Source organism: Haliea sp., assembly GCF_040221975.1.
Classification (GTDB): domain Bacteria; phylum Pseudomonadota; class Gammaproteobacteria; order Pseudomonadales; family Halieaceae; genus Haliea.
Genome location: NZ_JAVJWR010000033.1, coordinates 336057 through 356308, shown reverse-complemented (window position 1 = coordinate 356308; position 20252 = coordinate 336057). Strand labels below are relative to the sequence as shown.

Below are 20252 nucleotides of genomic sequence, written 5' to 3'. Positions count from 1 at the left end.
CAGGATAGTGACCAATACCATGGGCAGACGCATTCTTACGCTCAACCAGATTTCAGTGAAGGGGTTGGAGCGCCTGCCCCGGGATGCTTACGAAATTGCCAGCGAATTCACCCATCCGGACGCCATCCTCCTGCGCAGTCACAAACTGCAGGCGGCGGATATTGCCGATTCGGTGCTGGCGATTGCCCGTGCCGGTGCCGGGGTCAACAATATTCCAGTGGCGGAATGTACCCGCCGTGGCATACCCGTGTTCAACTCCCCGGGCGCCAACGCCAATGCGGTCAAGGAGCTGGTCGCTGTCGGCCTGCTGCTGGGTTCCCGCGGCATCATCGAGGGTCTGGCCTACGTCGATGGCCTCACCGGCATCGCTGACGCCGCGGAACTGCACCAGACCCTGGAAGCCAACAAGAAAAACTTCAAGGGCAATGAGCTGCGCGGCAAAACCCTGGGCATAGTCGGTCTCGGCGCGATCGGCTCCCTGGTGGCCGACATGGCCCTGACCCTGGGAATGGACGTGATTGGTTACGATCCCGCCCTGTCAGTGGATGCTGCCTGGCGACTGTCCAGTCAGGTGCGCAAGGCAGATACCTTGTCGGCAGTATTCACGCGCAGCGACTACGTCACCCTGCACCTGCCGGCGCTGGAGTCCACGCGTGGGCTGGTCAATGCCGAAATGCTGGCGGCGATGCCTGCCCACGCCTGCCTGCTGAACTTTGCCCGCCAGGAGATTGTCGATGAGGCTGCGTTGCTGGCGGCTTTGGAGCGTGGTCAGCTGCGCAAGTATATCGCCGACTTCCCCAGCCCCGCACTGATCGGGCGCAGGGATGTGGTGCTGATGCCGCACATTGGCGCCAGTACCGACGAGGCCGAGGACAACTGCGCCGTCATGGCCGCGGACCAGCTGCGCGACTTTCTCGAGAACGGCAATATCCGCAACTCGGTGAACTTCCCGACCTTGCAGCTGGAAAGGGCGGGTGGCTGCCGCCTGGCGGTCACCAATACCAACGTCCCGAAAATTCTCGGGAGTGTACTGTCCATCCTGGCCGAGCTGGACATCAACGTTGTCGACATGCTGAACAAGAGCCGCGACGACATCGCCTATAATCTGATCGACATGGATGTTTGCCCCGCCGAGTCCAGCCTGGCATCCATGCGTGCGCTGGATGGCGTGGTCAATGTCCGAGTGATTCCGTAACCGGAGGCAGGGACAATGGCCGATGCGCTCGATACCCTCGCAAGTCAGGTTCGCAAAACCCGCAATTTCGACAATCCTCCCCTGGAGCGCTGGCATCCACCACTGTCCGGGGATATCGATATCCGCATCGCAGCGGATGGTGGCTGGTACCACGAAGGCAGGATCATAGCCCGCGAGGCGATTGTGCGCCTGTTCGCCAGTATCCTGCGGCGCGAGGAAGACGGCGACTACTACCTGGTGACCCCCGGAGAAAAATGGCGTGTGCAGGTTGAACTGCACCCGCTGATTGTCACCGAGATCAATCAGCGCGAGGAAGCCAACAGTCCGCTGCTGGTTGCGCGCCTGAATACCGGCCGCGAGGTACCCATAGACAGGGATCACCCCCTGTTCCTGGAGCCCGCTGTCGGCGATGTTGCCGCCATTTCCCTGCCCCACGGACTCAGTGCCCTGTTGTCACGGGCTGCCTGGTATCGACTGGTGGAGAGCGCGGAGGAGAGGGAAGGGCGCCTGCAGGTCACAAGCGCCGGAGAGTGGTTCCCGCTGCAGTAAACTGCAGCGGGAACAGGTGGCCTGCGCGGCCCGACCTGCCCGACCCGACCTACGCGGCCCGACCTACGCGGCCCGACCTACGCGGCCCGACCTACGCGGCCCGACCTACATGTTCGGGTAGTTGGGCCCGCCAAAGCCTTCCGGAGTGACCCAGGCGATATTCTGCGCGGGATCCTTGATGTCGCAGGTCTTGCAGTGGACGCAGTTCTGGGCGTTGATCTGGAAGCGCTGACCCTTGGCATCTTCCACGATTTCATATACGCCCGCCGGGCAGTAACGCTGGGCCGGCTCGTCATACAGTGGCAGGTTCTTCGCCAGCGGCACATCCGGGTCGATCAGGGTCAGGTGGCAGGGCTGGTCTTCCTCGTGGTTGGTGTTGGACAGGAATACCGAGGACAGGCGGTCGAAAGTGATCTTGTTGTCGGGCTTCGGGTAGACCGGCTGCTTGCTCTCGCTGGCCGGCTTCAGGGTGGCGTAATCCGGCACCGTATCGTTCAGGGTAAAGGGCAGTTTGCCACCGAAGATGGTCTGGTCGATCCATACCATGGCCGAGCCAAACAGGAAGCCGAACTTGTGCATGAAGCCGCTGAAATTGCGGGTGGTGTACAGCTCTTCGTGGAGCCAGGAATTCTTGACCTTGTCGGCATAGGAGGCCAGGTCAGCCGGAGCCGATTCCCCCTGGGCGAGCGCCTCCACCACGGCTTCCGCGGCCAGCATGCCGCTTTTCATCGCAGTGTGGTTGCCCTTGATTTTCACCGCGTTGAGAGTGCCGGCATCGCAGCCGATCAACAGGCCGCCGGGAAAGTGCATCTTCGGCAGGGAGTTGTAGCCGCCTTTGGCAATGGCGCGCGCACCGTAACTCAGGCGTGAGCCACCTTCGAGGTACTTGAGTGTTTCCGGGTGCAGCTTCCAGCGCTGGAATTCCGCGAAGGGGTTCAGGTGGGGATTGCTGTAGTTCAGGTCGGTAATCAGGCCCAGATAGACCTGGTTGTTTTCCGCGTGATACAGGAAGGCGCCACCGCTGGCACCGTTTTCCTGCAGCGGCCAGCCGAGGCCGTGTACGACCAGGCCCTCCTGGTGCTTGTCCGCGGGGATTTCCCAGATTTCCTTGATGCCTATCCCGTAGTGCTGGGGATCCCGGTCCTTGTCCAGTTCCAGCTGGCGGATCAACTGCTTGCCCAGATGGCCCCGACAGCCTTCGGCGAACAGCGTGTATTTGGCGTGCAACTCCATGCCCGGGGTGTAGCTGTCCTTTTTTTCGCCATTGGCGCCAATGCCCATGTCGCCGGTGGCGATACCCTTGACGCTGCCGTCAGGATGAAACAGCACTTCTGCAGCCGAGAAGCCCGGATAGACCTCGACCCCCAGGTTTTCCGCCTGCTCCGCCAGCCAGCGACAGACATTACCCATGGACACAATAAAGTTTCCTTCGTTGTGTGTGGGCTTGGGGATCATGAAGTTCGGCAGCTTGATCGCTTTTTTCGCGCTGGTGTAGAAGAAAAAGCGGTCTTCCGTCACCTCGGTCGGCAGCGGTGCTCCCATTTCCTTCCAGTCCGGAAACAGTTCCGCGAGGGCGCGTGGTTCCAGTACCGCACCGGACAGTATATGGGCGCCGACCTCGGAGCCCTTTTCCACAACGCAGACGGTGACTTCGCGCTCCTGCTCCTGGGCCAGTTGCATGATGCGACAGGCGGCGGACAGACCCGCGGGTCCGGCACCAACAATCACGACGTCAAATTCCATTGATTCACGTTCCACGGCAGCATCCTCTGGTTGCGGGGGCAGACAAGCTATTCAATTCCGGTCTGATAAAAGCGGTGCAAGTATATAATTTTTAACGGTTAAAGGCCATCAGCACGATGGATGCCCGGTATCCAGGTTGTGTCCACCATGGTTAATTTACTGCCACCTGACCTGCGCGGCCCGACCTGCGCGGCCCGACCTATTGACCTGCCGTGGCTTTGGCGGCAACATACCCGCCCGAACTCAAACCAGTGGCCCTCCATCCCCGGTCCGGCCTCTGCAACCCACCCGAAACTAGCGTTGGAAATCCTATGAAGGTTCTTGTTGCCGTAAAGCGCGTCGTTGACTACAACGTCAAGGTCCGTGCCAAAGGCGATGGCAGTGATGTTGATCTGAACAATGTCAAAATGGCCATCAACCCGTTCTGTGAAATCGCTGTCGAGGAAGCCGTGCGGCTGAAGGAAGCCGGTGTCGCCACGGAAGTGATCGCGGTATCCGTGGGCGAGAAGCCCTGCCAGGAGCAGATCCGCACCGCGCTGGCGCTGGGTGCTGACCGCGGTATTCACGTAGAAACAGAGGGGCGCGTGGAGCCGCTGGTCGTGGCCAAGTTGCTCAAGGGCGTGATCGAGAAAGAGCAGCCGCAGCTGGTCATCCTGGGCAAGCAGTCCATCGATGGCGACAACAACCAGACCGGGCAGATGCTGGGTGCACTGGCCAACTTGCCCCAGGGCACTTTTGCCTCTGAAATCAAGGTTGAAGGCGACAATCTTAATGTCGTTCGTGAAGTGGATGGTGGCTTCCAGACCGTTCGCCTGACGCTGCCGGCAATCGTCACCACCGATCTGCGCCTGAACGAGCCGCGCTACGCATCGCTGCCCAATATCATGAAGGCGAAGAAGAAGCAGCTGGATGTGTTCACGCCCGCTGACCTGGGTGTCGAAGTCACCACGCACCTGACCCAGATCAAGGTCGAGCCGCCGCCCGAGCGCCAGGCGGGCATCAAGGTTGAGGACGTCGCCCAGTTGGTCGACAAATTGAAGAACGAGGCGAAGGTAATCTCATGAGTACACTGGTTATTGCAGAGCACGACAACAGCAGTCTCAAGCCTGCCACCCTCAATGCCGTTGCCGCAGCCGAGGCCATGGGTGCCGAGATCGATATCCTGGTAGCTGGCGCCGGCTGCAGCGCCGTTGCCGACCAGGCTGCGGCCGTGCCTGGCGTGGGCAAGGTGCTGCTGGCGGACAACGCCGCCTATGAACATCAGCTGGCGGAGAATGTCAGCCTGTTGATCGCCGAAGTGGCGGCCAACTACGATAACATCATCGCTCCCTCGACCACCAACGGCAAAAACACCTTGCCGCGGGTTGCCGCACTGCTGGATGTCGCCCAGATCTCGGACATTATCTCGGTTGAATCCGCGGATACCTTCAAGCGCCCGATCTATGCCGGTAACGTGATTGCCACTGTGCAGACCACCGATGCCAAGAAGGTGATCACTGTGCGCACCACCGCCTTTGATGCCGTTGCGGCAGAGGGTGGTTCCGCCAGCATTGAAGCGGTTGACTCCGTGCATGATGCGGGCATTTCCACCTTTGTCGGCGAGGAAGTGGCAGTATCCGATCGTCCCGAGCTGACTGCCGCGCCGGTCGTTATTTCCGGTGGTCGTGGCATGCAGAATGGCGACAACTTCAAACTGCTGGAGGGGATTGCAGACAAGCTGGGAGCCGCCATTGGTGCCTCACGCGCAGCTGTGGATGCCGGCTTTGTTCCCAATGACATGCAGGTTGGCCAGACCGGCAAGATTGTGGCCCCGGATCTGTACATAGCCGTCGGCATTTCCGGTGCGATCCAGCACCTGGCGGGGATGAAGGATTCCAAGGTTATTGTCGCCATCAACAAGGACGAGGACGCGCCGATCTTCCAGGTGGCCGATTATGGTCTGGTGGCAGATCTGTTCGACGCTCTCCCCGAGCTGGAAGCCGCGCTCTGATCATCTGCGGCGGGTAATATAAAAAAGCCGGCTGCAAGCCGGCTTTTTTGTGTCTTCGGACCGCGGGTAGTGCGGATTCTACTGGCGTCGCCGGAACAGCGGTTGCGGGTCGTCGATAGCGCCCTGGTAGTGCTCGGAGAAGATGTCCAGCTGCCGCAGCCCCGCTTCCAGGCGGGACTCATCGCTGAACTGGAAGGCGTCGAAGCCGCAACGACGCAGGTAATGCAGCTGGTCGGGGAGGAAAGCTCCCACGGCCCGCAGTTCGCCTGCATACCCACGCTCGCGCAGTTCCCGGGCGTAGGAAAACCCGCGCCCGTCCGTGAACAGGGGGAAATTCACTGCCACCAGGCGGACCGCGTCCAGCGCCGGCAGCAGTTCGCTGACGCCGTCGCCAGGTTCGATTTGCACCGCGGAGCCCGCCTTGTCGGCAAGGGACAGCCATTGGCTCAGGGTGGGCAGGTGCGATTCCGGTGCTGTCTCGGCTTCGGCCTCAGGCGGTAGCCAGGGATCGCTGGTAATCTGGCCCTGCTTAATGAGTCTTGGCATAGACTCGCTCCTTGAAGGGTTCGATACCGACCCGGTTGTAGGTTTGCAGAAACGTTTCCTCTTCCTGGCGCAGGCCGACGAAGGTGTCGAGGATATTCTCGACCACATCCGGAATGTCCTCCTGACTGAAAGACGGGCCCAGGATCTTGCCGATGGCGGCCTGCTTGGACTGGCTGCCACCGAGGCTGACCTGGTAGAACTCGGCCCCTTTCTTGTCTACTCCGAGGATACCAATGTGGCCTATATGATGGTGGCCGCAGGCATTCATGCAGCCGCTGATATTGAGTTCGATCGGGCCCAGGTCATACAGGTAGTCCAGGTCTTCGAAGCGGGCCTGGATGGCTTCGGCAACAGGGATGGATTTGGCATTGGCGAGGGAGCAGTAATCGCCGCCGGGGCAGCAGATGACATCGGTGATGTAGCCGATGTTCGGTGTCGCCAGGCCCGCAGCTTGCAGCTGCTGCCACAGGGTGTAGAGTGCGCTGGTCTCGACATCCGCGAGTACCATGTTCTGCTGGTGAGTGGTGCGCAATTCGCCGAAGGAATAGTTATCCGCCAGGTCCGCGAGCAGTTCCAGTTGGCGATCGGTGATGTCTCCGGGAGCCACACCGGTCGCCTTCAGCGAGATGCTCACGGCGCGGTAACCGGGGACGCGGTGCGCCAGGGTGTTGCGCGCAACCCAGTTGCCGAAAATGGGCTCTGCCGCGCAGCGATCCCGCAGGGCCTCGGCAGCTGCTTCACCGTCCACTTGCGCGTAGGGCGGTGCGGTAAAGAAGGATTTGGCGCGTGCGATTTCCTCGTCGGTGAGGGTGCTGGGACCGTCTTTCAGCAGCGCCCATTCCCGTTCCACCGCGTCCCGGAAAGCCTCGACTCCCATGGCCTTGACCAGGATCTTGATCCGCGCCTTGTACTTGTTGTCGCGGCGACCGTGCTGGTTGTAGACCCGCAGGATTGCTTCCAGGTAGGTAAGCAGGTGGCGTTTTTCCAGCCACTCGCTGATCACGGAACCGATTACCGGAGTGCGGCCGAGGCCGCCACCGGCAAGTACCTTGAAACCATACTCGCCGGCGGCGTTGGCCAGCAGTTCAACACCGATATCATGAGCGTGAATGGCAGCGCGGTCCTGCTCGCTGGCGCACACCGCGATCTTGAACTTGCGCGGCAAAAAGGCGAATTCCGGGTGCAGTGTGGACCACTGGCGAATGATCTCGCACCAGGGGCGCGGGTCTTCACGTTCGTCGGCGGCCACGCCGGCAAACTGGTCTGTGGTGGTATTGCGTATGCAGTTGCCGCTGGTCTGGATCGCGTGCATCTGTACGCTGGCAAGCTCCTCCAGAATGTCCGGCACCTCTTCCAGTTGCGGCCAGTTCAGCTGGATATTCTGCCGGGTGCTGACGTGGGCATAGCCCTTGTCGTAGTGGCGGCTGATGTGGGCCAGCTTGCGCAACTGGGTGCTGGACAGCAGCCCATAGGGTACGGCTATGCGGAGCATGGGCGCCAGGCGTTGCACGTAGAGCCCATTCTGCAGTCGCAGCGGCAGGAACTCAGCGGCGCTCAGTTCGCCAGCCAGGAAGCGCCGCGTCTGGTCTCGAAACTGGGCCACGCGTTCATCGACAATGCGCTGATCATATTGGTCGTAAAGGTACATCGAGAGGTCCTAATAGCAGGAGCGTTTGTAGCGGAGGCGCTACCTTACCAGAAAACCCGGGAGACGATTTATGCTGATTTTTTATAAGTTTAGAACTCGCGCTGAGCAATGAGACGGGCTTCCATCCTGGAATTTCCTGATATAATCCCGCGAACCGGTACGCCGGCCCGACGCCGCGCCCACAGCAGACGAGGAGTTCCCGCATGTCAGGTTCAACCAGGAAAGACGATGGCATGGCCGACGCCATTGCCGCCACCGCCATCATTGCGATTGTTGTTGTTGCTTCCTACCTCTGGTTGGCGGCAATGCCCGGCTAGGCGCCCCCGGCTAGGCGCCCCCACTAGCCCGCGCTTTTCAGTACCAGCTGTACGATAATCACCATTGCCACAATAAACAGCAGGGTAAAAATCAGGCCGGCGGCAATAAAGACGCCGGCCTTGCCCTGCTTGAAGTCGCGCTCGCGGTTGCGGCTGCTCTGAACTCCGAGGCCAGCTGCAAATACGCTGCTGATGACGTGCCACGGACGCAGGCGGTGCTTGCCAGCGTCGGTTGACTGCTCTTCGTTCTCCCCTGCGGGGGCGTGTTCTGCTTCGCTGTGGTCAGACATGATTCTGCTCCAAATAATCAGTTGTGGTCGCCGTGTCTGCGCTCAATAGTCCAGCACCGGCGCCAGCCAGCGCTCCACCTCGGCAATACTCATGCCCTTGCGGGCGGCCACATCCGCGACCTGGTCGCGGCCGATCTTGCCGACGGCAAAATAGCGCGCGTCCGGGTGTGAAAAATAAAACCCGCTTACCGATGACGCCGGCGACATGGCGTAACTTTCCGAGAGCGTGACACCGCAGGTGTCGGGAGCCTGCAGCAACTCGAACAGGGTGGCTTTCTCGGTATGATCTGGACAGGCCGGATAGCCGGGTGCAGGGCGAATGCCGCGGTATTTCTCCCGGATCAGTTCCTCGACACTCAACTGCTCATCCGCTGCATAACCCCACAGCTCGGTGCGCACCCAGCGGTGCAGGTACTCGGCGAAGGCCTCGGCCAGGCGATCGGCCAGGGCCTTTACCAGGATGCTGTTGTAGTCGTCGTGCTCGGCCAGGAAGCGCTCCGAGAGTTCGTCGACACCGTGACCGGTGGTGACGCAGAAGGCGCCCACATAGTCGGGGGCCGCTCCGGCGGGGGCCACGTAATCTGCCAGGCACAGGTTGGGTTCGGCATTGGGCTTGTCCATCTGCTGCCGGAGGTGGTGCAGGGTGGCGATGATCTCGCTGCGGGATTCATCCGCAAACAGGTCGATATCGTCGCTGCCATTGCGCGCAGCGGGCCAGAAGCCCAGGGTGGCACGGGCAGTTATCAGTTTTTGGTCGATGATTTTCTGCAGCATCGCCTGGGCGTCAGCGAACAACTCCCGTGCCTGCTCCCCGACCACTGCATCCTCAAGGATTTTCGGGTACTTTCCCGCCAGTTCCCAGGAGATGAAAAACGGTGTCCAGTCAATGATATCCACCAGCTTCTGCAATGGGAAATCATCCAGCACCCGGGTGCCGATAAAGCTCGGCTTCGGAGGCGTATAGCCATCCCAGTCCAGTGCCGGCGCGTGCGCCACTGCCTCGGCGTAGGGCAGCTGACGGGTGCGCGGCTGACGGTTTGCAACCCGCTCGCGCACCGCGGTGTATTCGCTGCGCCGCTCGGCGACATACTTTGCCTTGCCCAGGCCCATCAGGGCAGTCGCCACGGATACGCTGCGGGAGGCGTCCGGTACGTAGACCACCAGGTCGTTCTGGTAGCGCGGCTCGATCTTCACCGCGGTGTGGGCCTTGGAGGTCGTGGCGCCGCCGATCATCAGCGGCACCTGGAAGTCCTGGCGCTGCATCTCGCTGGCGACATGCACCATCTCGTCCAGCGAGGGCGTGATCAGGCCCGACAGGCCGATGATGTCGACGTTTTCCTCGCGGGCGACGCTGAGAATCTTTTCACAGTGGACCATGACCCCGAGGTCGATGACCTCGAAATTGTTGCACTGCAGGACCACGCCAACGATGTTCTTGCCGATGTCGTGGACATCGCCCTTGACCGTGGCCATCAGGATTTTGCCATTGGTCTGGTTGCTGTCGGTCTTCTCTGCCTCGATGTAGGGCTGCAGGTAGGCCACCGCCTGTTTCATGACCCGCGCACTCTTGACCACCTGGGGCAGGAACATCTTGCCTTCCCCGAACAGGTCGCCGACCACGTTCATGCCGTCCATCAGCGGACCTTCGATGACCTCGATCGGGTGCGCGAACAGTTGCCGGGCCTCCTCGGCGTCCTCCAGAATGAAGCTGTTGATGCCCTTGACGAGGGCGTGTTCGATGCGCTTGCCGACCGGTTTTTCGCGCCAGCCCAGATCCTCCACGCGCGCGCTGCCGGTGCCGCTGTCGCGATAGGTCTCGGCCAGCTCCAGCAGCCGCTCGGTGCCGTCGCTGCGGCGGTTGAGGATCACGTCCTCGACTGCGTCGCGCAGCTCTCCCGGCAGCTCGTCGTAGACCGCCAGCTGGCCGGCGTTGACGATCCCCATGTTCATGCCGGCGCGGATCGCGTGGTAGAGGAATACCGAGTGGATTGCCTCGCGTACAACGTTGTTGCCGCGGAAGGAAAATGACACGTTGGAAACGCCGCCGGAGACGAGGGCACCGGGCAGCTGGTCGCGGATCCAGCGCGTGGCTTCGATAAACTCCACGGCGTAATTGTTGTGCTCTTCGATGCCGGTGGCGACCGCGAAAATGTTGGGATCGAAAATGATGTCGTTGGGGTTGAAGCCGACCGTGTTGACCAGCAGGTCCCAGGAGCGCCGGCAGATGGCCTTGCGCCGGCCCAGGTTGTCAGCCTGGCCGTCCTCGTCGAAGGCCATGACCACGACTGCGGCGCCGTAGCGCTTGCAGAGGGTGGCCTGCTCGATGAATTCGGCTTCCCCGGCCTTGAGACTGATGGAGTTCACCACCGGCTTGCCCTGGATACAGCGCAGGCCGGCCTCGATCACCGACCAGCGCGAGGAGTCGACCATGATTGGCACCCGGGAGATATCCGGTTCGGAGGCCACCAGGTTGAGGAAGGTCACCATCGCCTCTTCGGCGTCGAGCATGCCCTCATCCATGTTGATGTCGATGATCTGGGCGCCGTCCTCCACCTGCACCCGGGCAACATCCAGCGCGGCCTCGTAATTGCCGTCCAGGACCAGGCGCTTGAAGCGGGCGGAACCGGTGACGTTGCAGCGTTCCCCGACATTCACGAACAGGCTGTCGGCATCGATGTTGAAGGGCTCCAGACCGCTGAGGCGACAGGCCGGCGGCCGCTGGGGCAGGGGGCGCGGGGCAATGCCGGCCACTGCCCTGGCGATGGCCTCGATGTGGTGGGGCGTGGTGCCACAGCAGCCGCCCGCAAGGTTGAGAAAGCCGCGTTCGGCAAAGCCGCGGAAGTCCGCGTACATGTCGTCGGGAGTCTCATCGTACTCGCCGAAGGCATTGGGCAGGCCGGCGTTGAGGTGGGCGCTGAAAAAACACTCGGCGGCGTTGGCCAGTTCTTCCAGGAAGGGGCGTATTTCCTTGAAGCGACGGCCGCAGTTGCTGCCCACGATCAACGGTTTGGCGTGGGCAACGGCGTTCCAGAACGCCTCCGGGCTCTGGCCCGACAGCACCCGGCCGCTGGTATCCGGGAAGGTCACCGAAATCATCAGTGGCAGTTCGGTGCCCATTTCCGCAAACACCGATTGCACGGCAAAGATCGCGGCCTTGGCGTTGAGGGTATCGAATACTGTTTCGATCAGGATCAGGTCGACCCCGCCTTCGATCAGGGCGCGAGTAGCGACTGCATAGTCTTCCTGCAGCTCCGCGAAATAAATGTTGCGGGCGCCGGGATCATTCACGTCCGGCGAGATGGAGGCCGTGCGCGGCGTGGGGCCGAGGATACCCGCTACATAGCGCGGCTTCTCCGGCTCCCTGGTGGTCAGTTCGTCGGCCACCTGGCGGGCGATGCGGGCTCCGGCCAGGTTGAGTTCAGTGGCCAGTTCCGACAGGTTGTAATCGCCCTGGGCAACTGCGGTACTGTTGAAGGTATTGGTGCCGATAATGTCGGCGCCGGCTTCGAGGTAGCGGCGGTGGATGCGGGCGACGATGTCAGGACGGGTCAGGGACAGCAGGTCGTTGTTGCCCTTGAGATCCGCCGGGTGTGCGCCGAAGCGCTCGCCGCGGTAGTCTGCCTCCTGCAGGTCCTCGGCCTGGATCATCGTCCCCATGGCGCCATCCAGGATCAGGATGCGCTGCCGCAGCGCAAGGGCCAGGGGATGGTTTGCGAGACTGTCCATATCCATGGGTGGTTCCTGTAAAAAGCCCGCAATTCTAACAGATCAGGGGCGGCTTTGGCTGCGTTGAAATCAGATCTCGCACTATCCGGGAGAAGTTTGCTAGAATACTTGACCAATTTACTCGGAATGGAAGAGGTTCATGGTCACCATTACAGAATCGGCACAGGGTTATCTCGCCGAACTGCTGGCCAAGCAGGAGGATGCCCTGGGCGTGCGTGTCTTTATTAACCAGCCGGGGACGCCCAAGGCGGAAACCTGTATCGCCTATTGCCGCGAGGGCGACATTCAGGAAGGGGATGAAAAGCAAACTTTCGGCGAGCTCGACGCCTGGTTCGACGCTCGCAGCCTGCCGTTTCTCGAGGATGCGCTGGTGGATTACGCCAAGGATCGCATGGGTGGCCAGCTGACCATCAAGGCGCCCAACGCCAAGTTGCCGCGGGTGGATGAGAACAGCCCCCTGGAAGATCGCGTCAACTACATTCTGTATAACGAGGTGAACCCGGCCCTGGCGTCCCACGGCGGTGAAGTCAGCCTGGTGGAAATTACCGAGGATCCCTATGCCATTCTCAAGTTTGGCGGTGGCTGCCAGGGCTGTGGCATGGTCGACCAGACCCTGAAGGGCGGGGTGGAGAAAACCCTGCTGGAGCAGTTGCCGGAGCTCAAGGGTGTGCGCGACAGCACCGATCACTCGGACCGCAGCCAGGCCTATTACTAGACGCCAACGCGACTTGGCAGCGCATCCCTGAGAGTCTCGCGCAGTGCCCGCAGGCAGTGCTCCGTTTCCTCCCAGCCAATACAACCGTCGGTCACCGAAACACCGTATTCCAGCTCGGCCAGGTTCTCCGGTATCGGCTGGTTGCCCGCTTTCAGGTTACTCTCAATCATCAGGCCGATAATCGAACGATTGCCTTCCAGGATCTGGTTGCCCACGTTCTCCACCACCAGCGGCTGCAACTCCGGCTGTTTGCTGGAGTTGGCGTGACTGCAGTCGACCATGATGTTCTGGGGCACAGAGGCTTTTGCCAGTGCTTCTTCACACAGGCGCACGTGTACCGAGTCGTAGTTGGGACCATTGCTGCCGCCGCGCAGTACGATGTGGCCATAGCGGTTGCCGCGCGTGGTAATCACCGAGACCTCACCCCGCCCGTTGATGCCCAGGAAGCGGTGCGGCTTGGCCACCGAGTTGAGCGCGTTGCTGGCCACGGTGAGGCCGCCGTCGGTACCGTTCTTGAAACCCACCGCCGAAGACAGGCCGCTGGCCATTTCCCGGTGGGTCTGGGATTCTGTGGTGCGGGCGCCGATGGCGGACCAGCTGATCAGGTCCTGCAGGTACTGGGGAGAGATCGGGTCGAGCGCCTCGGTGGCGGTGGGCAGCCCCAACTCGAGGATGTCGAGCAACAGCCGGCGGCCGATATGCAGTCCCTCCTCGATCTTGAATGAATCATCCAGGTGCGGGTCATTGATCAGGCCTTTCCAGCCCACCGTGGTGCGCGGCTTTTCAAAGTACACCCGCATCACGATGTACAGGGTGTCTGACAGCTCCTTTGCCAGAATCTGCAGGCGCCGGGCGTAGTCCATGGCGGCGCTGACATCGTGGATGGAACAGGGACCCACCACGACAAAGATGCGGTGATCCTTGCGGTCGAGGATGTTCTGTATCACTTCGCGACTGTCACTGATCATCTCGTGCGCGGCGTCGCTGAGTGGCAGCATCTCTTTCAGCTGCGCCGGCGTGACCAGCACATCCTGAGAGGCGACGTTGACGTTGTAGACTTCCATATTGCTCATTGACCGTTACCTGATAGAGTGTCTCCAGCCGGCGCCGGAGCACCTGTCGAGGCGCGACATTCTATAGCAGCGCTGCAGTTTTGGGTAGGAACCGCCCGCCGCCAACGTCCGGAGAAACGCTTGCCCCGACTGTACGACATCGATCCATTGCAACCCCTGATCGCCGCCGGCTACACCTTGTTGACACCCACCCAGCGCCTGGCGCGGCGGATCCTCTCCGAGTGGGAGTTGGCTGCCGGAGACGTTGCCGGGGAGCGATCCGTGCCCCGGGTTTGTGCCCTGGAACCCTGGTTGCAACAGCGCTGGCAGGAGGCCGTGGCAGCGGGTCGACTGCCAGCCCGACGGCTGCTGAGCCCGGCCCAGACCCACGAATTGTGGCGCCAGGTTATCGCTGCGGACCAGGCCCAGGCCGGACGCTACGATCTCCTCCAGCCCGGCGCGGCGGCTCGTCTGGCGGCCCGGGCCCGGGACACGCTGCTGCGCTGGCAAGTTGAGCTGGCGGCGCCCGCGATACGGCAGCTGTTCCTGTTGGACGAAGATTGCGGCGCCTTCTTGCGCTGGACCGATGCCTTCAGCGCCCGTCTGGCCCGGGATGGCCTGACCACGTTGGTGGACGCGATGCTCGCGCTGGCCGCGCTGACCCCGGATACGCCGCGCATACCCGTCGCCCTGCTGGCTTTTGACACCTTGCCACCCCTGTATGAGCACTGCCTGCAGGGACTGGTCGCGGATCTGCAAACGCTGGAACCTGCAGTTGCGGCTGCGGTGGAGTGTGAAGTGCTGCGTTGTCAGGACAGCCGCAGCGAACTCGCGGCAGTGGCGCGCTGGGCGGCAGATCTGGCGACGAGAGAGCCGGATTTGCGGCTGGGTATTGTGGTCGCTGACAGTGCCGGGCAGCGGGCCACGCTGGACTACCTTCTGCGGCGCGAGTTCGATTGCCTGGATCGGCGCTACCAGAGCCTGCCGGTGAACTTTTCAGTGGGCCAGCCGCTGGCGGACGTTCCCCTGGTGCGGGACGCCCTGCAGCTGCTGACGCTGCCGGCCGAGGGTATCGGCCCGCAGGCGCTGGCCCTGCTGTTGCAATCGCGCTTTGTCCAGCCAGGCCTCGCGAGCGAGGGCGGCACGACACTGCTGACGCGCTGCTTCGAGAGCCGGCTCGAGCGCCTTACGCTGGCACAGTTGCAGAGAGAACTGGAGGCGGCTGGGGGCGGCAACTCCGCGCTGGCGCAAGCGCTGCAGGTCAGCGCGATGTCGGCTCTGACCGGTGGCCGCCATCCACCGTCAGTGTGGATGGCGCGCTTCGAGCGCCTGCTGGCGCCCTGGGGCTGGCCCCGGACGGCGCTGGATTCGCTGGAATACCAGCAGCTGGAACAGTGGCAGCGATTGTTGCGGGACTATGCCGGGTTCGATCTGGTGATGTCGTCCCTGGGATACGCTGAAGCCCTGCAGTTACTGCGGCGACTGGCCGGGGAGGCCGGTTTCCAGCCGCAAACCGATGACAGTACGGTGCAGGTGCTGGGCCCATTGGAGGCGGCGGGCCTGCAGTTCGACAAGCTCTGGCTGTGCGGAATGCAAGCCAGCCAGTGGCCTGCGCCGGCCCGTCCGCATCCCTTCATTCCGTTGCGCCTGCAACGCGAACGCGGCATGCCCCATGCCAGCGCGGAGCGGGAGTGGGCCTTCAGCGAAGCCTTGCTGGACCGCTACCGGCGCGCCACCGGAGTGCTCTATGCCAGTTTTGCCGCACAGCGCGATGGCGTTCCCGAACTACCCAGCCCGCTGTTGCGGGATTTCGCCCCGATGCCAGACCTGCCCCCGGCGCCGTTAAAGCACTCTTGGCTGCAGGCGCTGGGCAATACCTGCCAGGTGCCGGATCAGAGTGCACCGGCGCCACCGGTAGCGGCGACGGAGGCTGGCCTGCTACGGGGTGGCAGCGCGATCATCGAAGATCAGTCCCTGTGTCCCTTTCGGGCTTTTGCCCGGCGCCGCTTGCAGTTGCGGCCACTGCCGGAACCAGAACCCGGCCTGTCGGCTGCGGACCGGGGCGAAGTGCTGCACAGCGCCCTGTTCCACCTCTGGGGTGAGCTTGGTGACCGGGCCGCGCTGGAGCAGCTGTCACCGGCGGCGGAGCAGAGCTGCCTGCAGCGGGCGGTGGCATTGGCGATGGCGACATTGCCCGTGTCGCGACAGCGCGCCGCGGGTCGCGCTTGCCTGCGGCTGGAGGGCGTGCGTTTGCAGCGATTATTGGCGGAATGGCTGCAACTGGAGCGGCAGCGACCTCCATTCAGGGTTCTGGCGCGCGAGGCCCCGGGCAAGCTGGAACTGGGGGGGCTGACTCTGTCGCTGCGGATAGACCGCATCGATGCGCTCGAGGATGGTTCCACCCTGCTGATTGACTACAAGTCCGCTCTCTCCGCGGTCGCTGACTGGTTCGGGGAGCGGCCGGCGAAACCGCAGTTGCCGCTGTATGCGCTCGCTGCCGAAGCGCCTCTGGCAGGTGTTGCCTTTGCCACCGTGCAAGAGCGGCGTTGCCAGTTCGCGGGCCTGGCGCGGACGGATGCCGGTCCCGGAATCCACACCGACATCGCGGGCCGCACCCGTGGCCAGCACCCCTGCGCCGACTGGGAGCAGGTCGTGGCGCACTGGCGGCAGTCGCTGACTGCACTGGCCACCGCTTTTGTTGGCGGCGAGGCGGCAGTGACACCAAAATCGCCCGGCAGCTGCCGTCATTGCGGGATGCAGGCCCTGTGCCGCATCGAGGCGTCTGGCTCATGACCATCAGCGACGCCTGGCAGCGAGAGCGGGCACTGGATACCACCGGGAGCTTCTGTGTCAGCGCACCCGCGGGTTCCGGCAAGACCGAGTTGCTGATTCAGCGCTATCTGGCGCTGTTGTCGAGGGTTGCGCAGCCGGAGCAGGTGCTGGCAATTACCTTTACCCGCAAGGCCGCGGCGGAAATGCGCGACCGGGTTGTCGCCGCCCTGGGGGCTGCTGCGGCCGGGGAGCCGATTGCCGGCAGCCACGAACAACGCACCCGGGAACTGGCAGCGGCGGCACTGACCCATGGCGGGCAACAGGGTTGGCAATTGTTGCGTGATACAGCTCGGTTCAACATCCGCACCATCGATGGTTTCTGCCACGCCCTGACCCGGCAGATGCCGATATTGAGCCGCTTTGGCGGCCAGGCCAGCGCCGTGGACGACGCCCGCGAGCTCTACCAGGAAGCGGTCGCCGGCCTGTTCCGCCTGCTGGAGGAAGGGCATCCGGTAGCCGCGGATCTCGAGGCGCTGTTGCTGCACTTTGGCAACGATTGGCTGCGTCTGCAGGGACTGCTGTCGGCTCTGCTGGCCCGCCGCGAACAGTGGCAGGATTATGTCAGCCTGCGTCACGATCCGGCCTGGGCCGAAACAGTGTTGCGCGACACTCTCGAGCACCTGGTCAGGGACCGGCTGCGACGCCTGGCTGCGGCATTGAGCCCGGTTGCCGGGGAGCTGAACGGGCTGCGCACCTACGCCGCAGCCCAGCTGGGCCAGTCGCCTCCCGCTGACCTGTCTGCCACGAGCACGGCCTCGCTGCCCGCCTGGCGGGATGTTGCCCGACTGTTGTTGAAAGCGGACGGGCACTGGCGCAGCCGGGTAGACAAGCGCCAGGGATTTCCTGCGGCAGGCGTTCCTGCGGCAGGCGCTCCTGCGGGAGAGGGGTCCGCAAGAGACTGGAAAGAGCGCATGCAGGCCCTGTTGGCCCGCCTGGACGGCGAGGAGTCGCTGCGCCGGGATCTGCTGGACCTCGCAGTACTGCCGGCGACGGATCCCGACGACCACGGCTGGCATCTGCTGCTGCATCTGTTTCACGTGCTGCCGGTGCTGGCGGCCCAGTTGCTGCTGGTGTTCCAGCAGCGCGGACAGGTGGACCACACCCAGATTGCCCTCTATGCCCTGCAGGCGCTGGGCGAGGATGAGGCGCCAACGGATCTCGCCCTGCGCCTGGATTACCGCCTTGAACATCTGCTGGTCGATGAGTTCCAGGACACCGCCATCAATCAGTATCGGCTGCTGCAGAGGCTGACTCGCGGCTGGGGTGAACACAATGCCCAGCAGCCGGAGCGGCCCCGCACCTTGTTGCTGGTGGGCGACGGCATGCAGTCAATTTACGGTTTCCGCGATGCCAACGTGGGCCTGTTCCTGCGCGCCAGGGACGAGGGGTTCAATGGCGTGATACCGGAATACCTGGTGCTGGGGAGCAATTTCCGTTCCCGCGCGGGTATCGTCGCCTGGGTCAACGCCGTTTTTCGCCAGGCCTTTCCGGCCACCGACGATATCGCCCGGGGCGAAGTTCGTTTCACGCCTGCGGTGGCCACCCGCGCCGCGGCCGCGGGCCCCGCCGTAGCACTGGAAGTGATTGCGGACGAGCCGGGGCCGGGCGCGCTGCGCGAGGCCGGGCTGCTTGGCGAACGGATTGCCGCCATCCTGGCTCTGATGCCCGACACCAGTGTGGCTGTACTCGCGCGCAGCCGCGCCCAGCTGCAACCGGTGCTGGCGGCCCTGCGCCTGGCTGGTATCAGTTATAACGCCCAGGATATCGACAGCCTTGCCCGCAATCCCGTGGTCGCGGACCTGTTTACCCTGTGCCGGGCGCTGGCGAACCCGGCGGACCGGGTCGCCTGGATGGCACTGCTGCGCGCACCCTGGTGTGGACTGGACCCGGCTGACCTGTTGCGGGTGGCGCAGTTTGGCGCCTCCCCATTTCCGGCGCCGGTGGCCAGCGCACTGCAGGTTCCGGTCCTGCTGGCGCAACTCAGTGCCGACGGGCGCCGACGCGTGGCTCCGCTGGCCGCGGCGCTGGCAGAGAGCCGCCAACGCCGCGATCGACGCGGATTGCGGGTCTGGGTGGAACTGCTGTGGGAACAGTTGGGCGGACCCGCCTGTGCTGGCTCCGAGACCGACCTGCACAACGCCGATCGCTTCCTGCAGTTGCTGGAACAGGCCGACAACGAGGGCAGGGGACTGGACCTGCCCTGGCTGCAACGTCGCCTGGCGGGCCTGTACGCGCGCTCTGGAGAGGCTGCCGCCCGGGTCCAGGTGATGACCCTGCACAAGGCCAAGGGGCTGGAATTCGACCATGTGTTCATGCCCGGACTGGCGGGCCGGGCACGGGCGGACGAGCGCCCGGCGCTACTCTGGGACGATTACACCGACGCCGACGGCGCGCGCCGCTTCCTGCTGGCGACCGACGATCACAGTGAGCGCGACAGCCCCGGAGTCTACAACACCTTGCTGCGCATCCGCCGCCACAAGTCCCGGGTAGAAAATGCGCGCCTGCTCTATGTGGGCGCGACCCGCGCTGTCCGCACACTGACCCTGAGCGCGGTGCTGGCACCGGATCCGACGGCGGACAGTGGGGTGCGCATGCCGCCGGCAGATGCCCTGCTGGCGAGCATCTGGGACACGGTGGCGCCCCAGGCGCGGGTGCATCGGGTTGAGGAGGGGCCGGCTCAGGAAAGCGACGCGATAACCTCGTCGGCATAGCGTTTCACGCCGTCGATTTTCAGGTTCACGTCCCCCGTTTCGCCGTGATAGAAGGCCCAGGGCATGGTCAGGATGTGCGTGACGCCGGCGTCTTCCAGGCGCTTGTAGCCATCCGCATCCCAGGCGTCATTGGGTGTTGCCATCACTTCAAAGGGCTCGTGCTCCCGGCCACAGTCCCGCCGCCACTGCTGAATGCGCGCGATGCTGTCGATGATCTCACTGGAGGGCTGCAGGTCGGTGACCCAGCCGTCGGCCAGGCGCGCAGCCCTACGCATGGCCGGGTCGGAAATTCCCCCGATCCAGATCGGAATGCGTGCCGTGGGCGCCGGGTTCATCTCCAGGCGCTCGAACTGGTAGAACTGGCCGTGATACTCAACCATCTTGCCACTCCACAGCAGGCGCATGATCTCCAGCATTTCGTCGGTGCGCTTGCCACGGGTGCGGAAATCCTGCTGCATCAGGGCAAACTCATCCGCCGACCAGCCCACCCCGAACGCCGGCGTGACCCGGTTGTCCGACACTATCGCCGCGGTACTGATGGCCTTGGCGACGAGAAAGGGATTGCGCATGGGCAACACGAAAATATTGTTGGTAAAACGCAAACGCCTGGTGATGGTGGCCAGGGCGCCGATCACTACCCAGGGGTCGGGCCAGTCGGTGAAGGCGGCCCAGCGCCGGCTGCCGTCTTCAGTGTAGGGATAGGGTTCGCTGATCTGCTCCGGATGGACGACGTGATCGGAGAAGGACATCGCGTCCCAGCCGTATTCGTCGGCGACCGGGGCTATCCGGGTGAGATGGGCGACACTGCTGAATGAGGTGGAAAGAACAAATTTCACGGCCTGTGCTCCGCTTCTGGCTGGGGTTGTCAGGCCACCACTCTAGCAACCGGGGAACCAATGCCGGGAGCCTGGACCAGTCTTGAGCGGCAATCATCCCGG

The 20252-nt window shown here is 63.2% G+C and carries 14 protein-coding genes; 7 read left to right on the top strand and 7 right to left on the bottom strand.

Features of this window, described 5'->3' with window-relative positions:
• Positions 1-19 precede the first annotated feature (19 nt).
• Entirely contained in the window at positions 20-1195 is a 1176-nt protein-coding gene (locus RLO07_RS16670) for a phosphoglycerate dehydrogenase (protein WP_462293272.1), read from the top strand.
• A gap of 15 nt (positions 1196-1210) precedes the next feature.
• On the top strand, positions 1211-1744 hold the full coding sequence (locus RLO07_RS16665; RefSeq protein WP_462293271.1) for a DUF1285 domain-containing protein: 534 nt from the start codon (positions 1211-1213) through the stop codon (positions 1742-1744).
• A 105-nt stretch (positions 1745-1849) separates the two neighbouring features.
• On the opposite strand, the gene RLO07_RS16660 is transcribed toward RLO07_RS16665, so the two are convergent.
• Positions 1850-3502, bottom strand: a complete 1653-nt coding sequence (locus RLO07_RS16660; protein WP_462293270.1) for an electron transfer flavoprotein-ubiquinone oxidoreductase — start codon at positions 3500-3502, stop codon at positions 1850-1852.
• Positions 3503-3798: 296 nt separating this feature from the next.
• On the opposite strand from RLO07_RS16660, the gene RLO07_RS16655 reads away from it, so the two are divergent.
• The gene (locus tag RLO07_RS16655) at positions 3799-4551 is read left to right on the top strand and encodes an electron transfer flavoprotein subunit beta/FixA family protein (protein WP_462293269.1); all 753 of its coding nucleotides are present in this window, start codon (positions 3799-3801) and stop codon (positions 4549-4551) included.
• A complete protein-coding gene (locus tag RLO07_RS16650) occupies positions 4548-5477 on the top strand; it encodes an electron transfer flavoprotein subunit alpha/FixB family protein (protein ID WP_462293268.1) in 930 nt (309 codons plus the stop codon). The genes RLO07_RS16655 and RLO07_RS16650 overlap by 4 nt, the downstream gene beginning before the upstream one ends.
• A gap of 78 nt (positions 5478-5555) precedes the next feature.
• Here RLO07_RS16650 and RLO07_RS16645 read toward each other — a convergent pair whose 3' ends face one another.
• The 4 genes from RLO07_RS16645 to metH all read right to left on the bottom strand — a co-directional run bounded on the left by RLO07_RS16645 (position 5556) and on the right by metH (position 12010).
• Complete coding sequence (locus RLO07_RS16645; RefSeq protein WP_462293267.1) at positions 5556-6023, bottom strand: DUF934 domain-containing protein; 468 nt, start codon at positions 6021-6023, stop codon at positions 5556-5558.
• Positions 6007-7671, bottom strand: a complete 1665-nt coding sequence (locus tag RLO07_RS16640) for a nitrite/sulfite reductase (RefSeq protein WP_462293266.1) — start codon at positions 7669-7671, stop codon at positions 6007-6009. Before RLO07_RS16640 ends, RLO07_RS16645 begins: the two co-directional genes overlap by 17 nt.
• Positions 7672-8011: 340 nt before the next feature.
• Positions 8012-8278 (bottom strand): DUF2970 domain-containing protein, encoded by a 267-nt coding sequence (locus tag RLO07_RS16635; protein WP_462293265.1) that lies wholly within the window; start codon positions 8276-8278, stop codon positions 8012-8014.
• A gap of 42 nt (positions 8279-8320) precedes the next feature.
• Positions 8321-12010, bottom strand: a complete 3690-nt coding sequence (metH, locus tag RLO07_RS16630) for a methionine synthase (RefSeq protein WP_462293264.1) — start codon at positions 12008-12010, stop codon at positions 8321-8323.
• 133 nt (positions 12011-12143) lie between these two features.
• Here metH and nfuA point away from each other — a divergent pair, with 133 nt between their 5' ends.
• Complete coding sequence (gene nfuA / locus RLO07_RS16625) at positions 12144-12719, top strand: Fe-S biogenesis protein NfuA (RefSeq protein WP_462293263.1); 576 nt, start codon at positions 12144-12146, stop codon at positions 12717-12719.
• Here nfuA and RLO07_RS16620 read toward each other — a convergent pair.
• Complete coding sequence (locus tag RLO07_RS16620; protein ID WP_462293262.1) at positions 12716-13792, bottom strand: 3-deoxy-7-phosphoheptulonate synthase; 1077 nt, start codon at positions 13790-13792, stop codon at positions 12716-12718. The genes nfuA and RLO07_RS16620 overlap by 4 nt on opposite strands.
• A gap of 120 nt (positions 13793-13912) precedes the next feature.
• On the opposite strand from RLO07_RS16620, the gene RLO07_RS16615 reads away from it, so the two are divergent.
• A complete protein-coding gene (locus tag RLO07_RS16615; RefSeq protein ID WP_462293261.1) occupies positions 13913-16564 on the top strand; it encodes a PD-(D/E)XK nuclease family protein in 2652 nt (883 codons plus the stop codon).
• A complete protein-coding gene (locus RLO07_RS16610; RefSeq protein WP_462293260.1) occupies positions 16561-19314 on the top strand; it encodes a UvrD-helicase domain-containing protein in 2754 nt (917 codons plus the stop codon). Before RLO07_RS16615 ends, RLO07_RS16610 begins: the two co-directional genes overlap by 4 nt.
• Here the strand turns inward: RLO07_RS16610 and RLO07_RS16605 are convergent.
• Positions 19281-20150 carry an LLM class F420-dependent oxidoreductase gene (locus tag RLO07_RS16605; RefSeq protein ID WP_462293259.1) on the bottom strand — a complete coding sequence of 290 codons (870 nt, stop codon included), beginning with the start codon at positions 20148-20150 and terminating at the stop codon, positions 19281-19283. The two genes, RLO07_RS16610 and RLO07_RS16605, sit on opposite strands and share 34 nt — an antisense overlap.
• Positions 20151-20252: the final 102 nt, after the last annotated feature.

Excerpts from the sequence above, each read along its gene's own strand:
- RLO07_RS16665 (WP_462293271.1), top strand. The coding sequence starts at position 1,211 with ATGGCCGATGCGCTCGATACCCTCGCAAGTCAGGTTCGCAAAACCCGC.
- nfuA (WP_462293263.1), top strand. The coding sequence starts at position 12,144 with ATGGTCACCATTACAGAATCGGCACAGGGTTATCTCGCCGAACTGCTG.
- RLO07_RS16635 (WP_462293265.1), bottom strand. The coding sequence starts at position 8,278 with ATGTCTGACCACAGCGAAGCAGAACACGCCCCCGCAGGGGAGAACGAA.
- RLO07_RS16645 (WP_462293267.1), bottom strand. The coding sequence starts at position 6,023 with ATGCCAAGACTCATTAAGCAGGGCCAGATTACCAGCGATCCCTGGCTA.
- metH (WP_462293264.1), bottom strand. The coding sequence starts at position 12,010 with ATGGATATGGACAGTCTCGCAAACCATCCCCTGGCCCTTGCGCTGCGG.
- RLO07_RS16640 (WP_462293266.1), bottom strand. The coding sequence starts at position 7,671 with ATGTACCTTTACGACCAATATGATCAGCGCATTGTCGATGAACGCGTG.
- RLO07_RS16670 (WP_462293272.1), top strand. The coding sequence starts at position 20 with ATGGGCAGACGCATTCTTACGCTCAACCAGATTTCAGTGAAGGGGTTG.
- RLO07_RS16620 (WP_462293262.1), bottom strand. The coding sequence starts at position 13,792 with ATGAGCAATATGGAAGTCTACAACGTCAACGTCGCCTCTCAGGATGTG.
- RLO07_RS16610 (WP_462293260.1), top strand. The coding sequence starts at position 16,561 with ATGACCATCAGCGACGCCTGGCAGCGAGAGCGGGCACTGGATACCACC.
- RLO07_RS16655 (WP_462293269.1), top strand. The coding sequence starts at position 3,799 with ATGAAGGTTCTTGTTGCCGTAAAGCGCGTCGTTGACTACAACGTCAAG.
- RLO07_RS16650 (WP_462293268.1), top strand. The coding sequence starts at position 4,548 with ATGAGTACACTGGTTATTGCAGAGCACGACAACAGCAGTCTCAAGCCT.